The following is a 6126-nucleotide window of genomic DNA, read 5'->3' as shown; positions in this document are numbered from 1 at the left end:
CCGCCGGGGGTGGGGACGGGTGAGTCGCCGGACATGGCATCATGGCCTATCACTGAAGCGCACGTTCTGCCCCTGCCGAATCGTGTGGGCGCCTGCGCGCCCGGCGTTCCTGGAGGGATTCTCTCTGCACGCCGATACGTACCTGCATGCGCTCGTAGGCCGTCCGCGGACGGAAGAGCGCCATCAGTCGCCGCCCGGTGTCAGGCGAGCGCGTCGGCGAGCGCGGGGAGCTTGCTCGCTTTGCGCGCGTGCTCAGGTTCTCGACGTAGTCGACCGTCTCGCCCGGTCGGCTCGGAGTCTCGCCGCCGGCGAGGGGCTCGGACTCGCGAACCTTCAGCTCCGTGCTGGCTGAGTCGCCCTTGAAGCCCTCCTTCGTCCGGATGACCTCGACTTCGAGCAGGTAGCGCCCGCCGCAGCCTGCGCGGTGGCAATCTTCGTCAGTGCGTTGTTCACGTTACGTGGGTCCTTCGGCTTGGGGTGCGCCAGCGGCGAAGTGCGCTGTCCCACGTCAATGTGTGCGGATTCCGGGAGTGGTTCAGGGCAGGAATGAGGAAGGCAGTCAGGTGGCGAGATGTGTCGTGCTGCCGTGTAACAGGCGGCGCTGACGTGTCAGTGCCTGGGGCTGACACGTCAACCCGCACGCTCAGAACGGGGGATGGCCGCGCATCTCCAGAGAAACAAGGAAGTCGGAATGGCACGAGTGTTGCCATGGGGCTGCCTGCGCAATAAGGGGCGAACCAATAAAATCCCCCCCTTCTGAGCCTCTGTAGCTTGTTGTCCGTTCAATCGATGCGAGGAACCTCAAGAATGAAAGCAACCCTCTTGCTCGTTGTATTCGTCGCCTTCTCTGCCGCTGCTCAAAGCAAGACGGCGAACGTCACCCCCAAACGCTGCGGAGGATCCTCTGGTAAGACGTGTGTCCAGGGGGAGGTATGTGCTGGAGAAAAGACATTCAAAGACGGTCTCGGTGTCTGCGTCATGGGTGCATTTTCAAATCAATGCGCCAACGCCTTGGGCAGCCGCTGCCCGAATAGCACGGACTACTGCATTGAAGACCCGCGTAACGCCGATTGCCCGCCTGGGGTTATGGATTGCGGTAATGGGCTTTGTATTCAGAAGAAGATAGTTGACCAGATTGGGGTGAAATGAGAGGGCGGCGCGGAGTCCCCGCTTGGCCAATAGATGTTAGGGCTCAAGCCAAAGGCCCAGGCCCCTCCGCGCGCCTTTGGGGTTCTCTGATATCAGCACGGTGTCGACATATATTGAGAGTACCTCTTGCTCAAACTGCTCAGCCGAAATTTAGCTTCTGCGGCGTGCCTTCTGTCTCTTCGATGAACCGGGCGAAGTTGCGGGCCTTCTGGAAGGCTCCGACTGGTTCATCGGTGTGCTGGTACAGCTCGACCACCACTTCGTCGGCGAGCGGCCCCTGACGGTGACACCGGCCGATGCATCGGGAGTCCTTGTGTAGCGAGGCCGGTTGACGTGTCAGTTTCTGCGGCTGACGTGTCAACTGGCATGCTCCACAGGGGTTTTGCACCTGTTATCTGTCTTGACGCTGTCGAAGGCGGAACGGCATGATCTTCGCTTCGTGTTACTGATGTCATCCCAGGAGTGATTCAATGAAAATGCATGTCGTAGTAGGTGCAGTGTTCTCGATTCTCTTTTTCTCGGCAGATGCCAAGGCTGAAGATCAAGCGGACGCTGAGTGGACGAAGCACGCCAACAATGCTTGTACCAAGGCGGCGGGGGGAAAGACCGCCACGGTTGTTCCTGATTGGTCGGTGATAAATGTTGAGAAGTGTGGTGGGGTTGAATGCAAGGCGTCTGATGGTCGCAAGTTTCAGGTGAATCTGCCTAATGGAGCCCCTTGTATCAAGTACATGATTGTCACTCCGCCCCCTCGACCAGTGAGAGGGACGTGCAGCAATAGTCAATGTAGAACGTAGGCGGTAAATTGGGGGCACGTTGGCGCTAGCGCTCTGGTGTTTTACACAGTCGTGGGTCGCGAAGTTCTGCTTCTGCGGCGTGCCCTCTGTCTGTTCGATGAACCGGGCGAAGTCGCGGGCCTTCTGGAAGGCCCCGACAAGCTCGTCGGTGTGCTGGTACAGCTCGACCTCAACTTCATCGGCGAGCTGCCCCTGACGGTGGCGCCGGCCGATAGCCTGTTCCCACGCAACGCCATCGGCCGGTGGATTCACGAACAGCATCCGCGAGAACATCGTCAGATTCTTCCCCGTACCGCGAGCACGAAGCGAAGCGACGATGGACCGCTTCCCACTCTCCCGGATGATGGTCGCCGACGCTTCCGGGCCGCCGCCATGGAAGGGCACGCCCGCCGCCTTTGCGATACGCTGGCCAAGTTCCGGGAACTCAACCCATGCGATTCCCGGCGCAACATGGTTGACGCTGGTGTAGTCGGGTCGAACCTCGAGGAGTTCGCGCGCCTTCTTCTCGATGCCGTGACGAGCCGGAACTACGCGCTGCTCGCCGCCCTGGTGGTGGTGGTGCTCGTCGACCTGCTGCGGAAGTTCGGTGGCGGGTTCATCCCGTTCTTCAATACCGACAGGGGCGGCGCGGTCCTCGTGCTTGGCGTCTCCCTCGCTGGAGCGGTAGCGAACGCACTTGCCGCTGGGGCGCCATTCACCCTGGCGCTGCTGCTGACTGCGCTGCAAGTCGCCCTGACGGCTGCTGGTGGCTTCACCATCATCAAGCGGATTCTATTCAGGAGTGCCGCCATTGCCCGCGCCGAACTTGCGGGAGCGCTTGCCGCTGGGCAGGTCGCGGAGAAAGCGGCGCGATTGCCGTCCTGGAGCAACTCGACTCCCGGGGCGGCAAGTGAAGCTCGGCGCGCTCGTGCTGGCCGTACTGCTCGCGCTTCCCGCGTCGGGCTCAGAGGTCATCAGCGTCGAGCGCGCTCAGCTCTTCCCCGATGGAGGCACAGCAGCCGTAGAGGTGGAGGGCGGCTGCTGGCTGTCGGAAAGCCGCTGCATTCGAACCGCTTCGGAGATTGCGCGGCTGCGAGCCGAGAACGAATCGTTACGCCAGCAGGCGGGGGACGTGTCCTTCACGGTCGCCGTTGTGGCCTTGCTTGCCGGGCTTGGGGCCGGGTTCGCCGTTGCGAGGCTCGCGAACTGATAGTGGGCGGCTACGGAATCGGCGCGGTTGGTCTGGGACCTCGCGACGCCGTGAACTACGTACTCACCGCAGCCGCCCGAACGCCTTCATACATAGGAGGGACCAACAAGCCAAGAGTGGGGCAGGGGGGGACCGCTCGCCACACGGGGCGTGTTGGCCTGTAGGAAATAGGCCCACTGCGCGAGTATCCGCGATGGTAGCCTTCCGATTCGGGAGGTCATGCGCCATTGCTCCAGCCGTCTAGATTGGCCCTTGCTCTCGCGCTCGTATGGGGCGCTGCCGTGGAGGCCCAACCTTCAGCCGCAGCCCGCATGCGGAGAGAGCGTGTTGTCACGGTTCCTGGAGCTGCGGCAGAGCCCCTTCCTGTCGTCCATGTCGCGCATGACACGCCGACACTTCTCCTGTTCCCGGCCCCTATCAACCGGAAGACTCTGACCTTCGACGAGTCGCGGATTCGCATCCTGGATGCTGGTGAGCGGTCCGTCATCGTTCAGCCCGTGGCGGACCTTCCCGAAGGTGAGCGCTACGAAGTCGGGGTCTTCTTCGCGGATGGCCGGGCTCCTGCGCGAGCCGCCTTCTCACTGGTCACAGACCCGGCCGAAGTGGACACTCGAATTGATGTTCAACGCCCTGAGCTGGCGGATATGGCTTGCCCGGTAGACGTGCCGCGAACGCCTCGGCCCGAAGACTTCGTGCTGCTGGGGTATGTTGACAAGGAAGGCGTAACGGCGACGCCCATCAAACTCCACGCTGATTCGGAGCGAGGATTCTCAGTAATTTCAGCGATGGCTTATCGTGGACAGGGATGGGTATTAGTCGATGCTACTATTCGAAACTATCCCGGGCGGGCACCTTGGGTGCCACGAGAGGCTATGTTGACGGGGCGAGCCGGCTTGCCGCTGCGTGCTCGGCTTGTGACAGTGGACGAAGGTGCATTCGTTCCAGGTGGATTCGGACGCATTCTCGCTGTTGCTGAGACAGCGCAGTTGAGCAATAGCCCAGTTTACACTTTGGAAGTGGTTGGAGATGGTCGCACGCTTACGATTCCCAATGTGAGGTTGCCAAAGGCTGTCTCCGGGGGAACTCCATGAACGTGATTTCGTTGTTTCCGCCCCCTGGAACGACCATCGACGGATGGAGTGTTGTTCGGGAGCTTGGAAACGGAGGGTTTGCAGTCGTCTACCTCGTCGAGAAGCACGGTCTCAGATGCGCGCTCAAGTTGGCGCGCCACCGGGATTCGAGTGGGGACGACAAGCAGACTCACGCACGGACGCTTCGGGAGCTTTCGGCCCTCCTCCTCCTGGACCATCCGAACATCGTCAAGCACCGTGGGTATGGATACTCTGAGCAGGGGAATGTCTATCTCGCGCTTGAGTACGTAGATGGGTGGACCCTTGCCGAATGGGCGGAGCGTAAACACCCCACGGTTCAGGAGGTTTTGCATGTCTTCGACAAGATTTCCGCCGCGCTTTCGTACATGCACGGCCGTGGTGTCCTGCATCGGGATTTGAAACTGTCCAACGTTCTGATTCGGAAGAGCGATGGAGAGCCGGTCATCATCGACTTTAGCTGTGCAAGCTACTCGTTGGCCGAAGAGCTGACGGATTGGGGCTTGCCGCCGGGAACTGACCGCTTTCGTGCGCCGGAACAGTTCACATGGCTCCGGGAGCACAAGGCCGAACAGCGAGCGAAGTACGCCTTCCAAGTTGCGGACGAGATTTTCGCCGTCGGGGCGATGCTCTATGAGTTGCTGACCGACCCCCGACCGACGGAGGTTCAAGCGCGAGTTACGCTCAACAGCACCGTCATGAAGCCGCCTCCTGCGCGTGCGTTGAACGTGCGTGTTCCGGAAGCGCTGAACGACCTCGTTGATTGCATCCTGTCGCGTGAACCGGCAAGGCGCCCTGTCGACACTGAGGCGTTGCGCCGGGAGCTGGGCGAACTCCTGGCCTATTCGAGCGCGGAGTACCTATCCCCGGTGCATCCGCCGTCCGAACAGCGGCCATTGGAGCCGCCGGATCAGGTGATGCCCGAAGTTGCCAACCCGCGCCTTCCTGTGTCGCCAACGCGTTCTGGTCGGGAGAGGTGGGGACTCGCGGCGGGCTTGGCTGCCCTCATCGCGCTTACCGTGGCCGGGAGCTTCTTGCTCAGCCGAGGGGAACCCACGGAGTCCGGGGCGCAGACCGTCGTTGGTGTGTCGCGCCCGCAGATCCCTCCACATTCCGCGCCGCTCACGTCGACTGCCCCTGCTATGTCACCACCAAGCCCCCCGCCCATGACGCTGACGGGCCTTGCGACTGCCGTTCCGAAGGAAGGTTCAACCGTGAAGACGCCTCCGTCACCTGAGTCCCCACTCCAAGGACGCCCGTCACGCGGGAGAACGAAGGCCGCCGCTGCTGCCGACTGCGCGACGATGACTCTCGTTGCGGCACTCGCGGCAGGTTGCCCCAGTGCCCAGATTCGACCTGAAGCGTTCACTTGCCCGGCTGGTGCGGAGGAGGTGATGCAGGAGGATCTCCGCTGGAAGGTGAATCAGAGTTTCGCGCTCACCTTGGATGCCCGCCATGAGACGGACGCCTACGTTTGGTTCACTGCGGGGGCGGAGGTGATGGGGGTCGTTCCAAAGGGCGTTCCATCAGCCCAAAGGGCGGTCGCCCCTCCCGGAACGCGCTTCTACGGCAAGGCATACTTCCTTTCCGATCGAATGGGCCGCTCTGAGGGGCCTGCGCTGGTCATCCGCTACGATCGTGTGAAGCTCCCTGGGCAGGACGAGCGCCCGGTTTGCTTCGTCGTCGAGTCGCCTTCCAAGGGGTACGAAGATGGCAGGGTGAAGGCGTACAACTTAGGTGGCGGCTACGTCGTAGACCGTTGGCCCTGAGCGTCGCGAAAGACGTAATAGGTAGGAGGTCAACTTCGGGCCGAACGCGCCGTTTTGACCCCATGACCTGTGAGGGCGTTCCCTCAACCGGATGCCGCAGGTAGCGTTTTCCT

6 protein-coding genes are annotated in these 6126 nt (G+C 61.8%); 4 read left to right on the top strand and 2 right to left on the bottom strand.

The genetic code is table 11. The features are described from left to right. The first annotated feature begins 807 nt into the window (after positions 1 to 807). Positions 808 to 1149 carry a hypothetical protein gene (locus tag FMQ63_RS32450; protein WP_141276869.1) on the top strand — a complete coding sequence of 114 codons (342 nt, stop codon included), beginning with the start codon at positions 808 to 810 and terminating at the stop codon, positions 1147 to 1149. 139 nt (positions 1150 to 1288) lie between these two features. Here the strand turns inward: FMQ63_RS32450 and FMQ63_RS32445 are convergent, their stop codons facing one another. Beyond that, the gene (locus FMQ63_RS32445) at positions 1289 to 1510 is read right to left on the bottom strand and encodes a hypothetical protein (protein ID WP_141276866.1); all 222 of its coding nucleotides are present in this window, start codon (positions 1508 to 1510) and stop codon (positions 1289 to 1291) included. A gap of 106 nt (positions 1511 to 1616) precedes the next feature. Continuing rightward, positions 1617 to 2672: a hypothetical protein gene (locus tag FMQ63_RS32440; RefSeq protein ID WP_011553228.1), complete on the bottom strand. Its 1056-nt coding sequence runs from the start codon at positions 2670 to 2672 to the stop codon at positions 1617 to 1619. Positions 2673 to 2835: 163 nt separating this feature from the next. On the opposite strand from FMQ63_RS32440, the gene FMQ63_RS32435 reads away from it, so the two are divergent. From FMQ63_RS32435 to FMQ63_RS32425, 3 genes are all read left to right on the top strand, one after another. Then, positions 2836 to 3135: a hypothetical protein gene (locus FMQ63_RS32435; protein ID WP_020478584.1), complete on the top strand. Its 300-nt coding sequence runs from the start codon at positions 2836 to 2838 to the stop codon at positions 3133 to 3135. A 227-nt stretch (positions 3136 to 3362) separates the two neighbouring features. Continuing rightward, the gene (locus FMQ63_RS32430) at positions 3363 to 4226 is read left to right on the top strand and encodes a DUF2381 family protein (RefSeq protein WP_011553230.1); all 864 of its coding nucleotides are present in this window, start codon (positions 3363 to 3365) and stop codon (positions 4224 to 4226) included. Next, positions 4223 to 6013 carry a serine/threonine-protein kinase gene (locus FMQ63_RS32425; protein ID WP_011553231.1) on the top strand — a complete coding sequence of 597 codons (1791 nt, stop codon included), beginning with the start codon at positions 4223 to 4225 and terminating at the stop codon, positions 6011 to 6013. Before FMQ63_RS32430 ends, FMQ63_RS32425 begins: the two co-directional genes overlap by 4 nt. The last annotated feature ends 113 nt before the right edge of the window (positions 6014 to 6126 follow it).

This window comes from Myxococcus sp. CA005, from assembly GCF_006518205.1.
Classification (GTDB): domain Bacteria; phylum Myxococcota; class Myxococcia; order Myxococcales; family Myxococcaceae; genus Myxococcus; species Myxococcus xanthus.
The sequence above is the reverse complement of the archived record's forward strand: the minus strand, read 5'-3'. Positions and strand labels throughout refer to the sequence as shown.

What these genes read in the sequence shown, in the direction of transcription:
- FMQ63_RS32450 (WP_141276869.1), top strand. Translation starts at nt 808, where the DNA reads ATGAAAGCAACCCTCTTGCTCGTTGTATTCGTCGCCTTCTCTGCCGCT.
- FMQ63_RS32425 (WP_011553231.1), top strand. Translation starts at nt 4,223, where the DNA reads ATGAACGTGATTTCGTTGTTTCCGCCCCCTGGAACGACCATCGACGGA.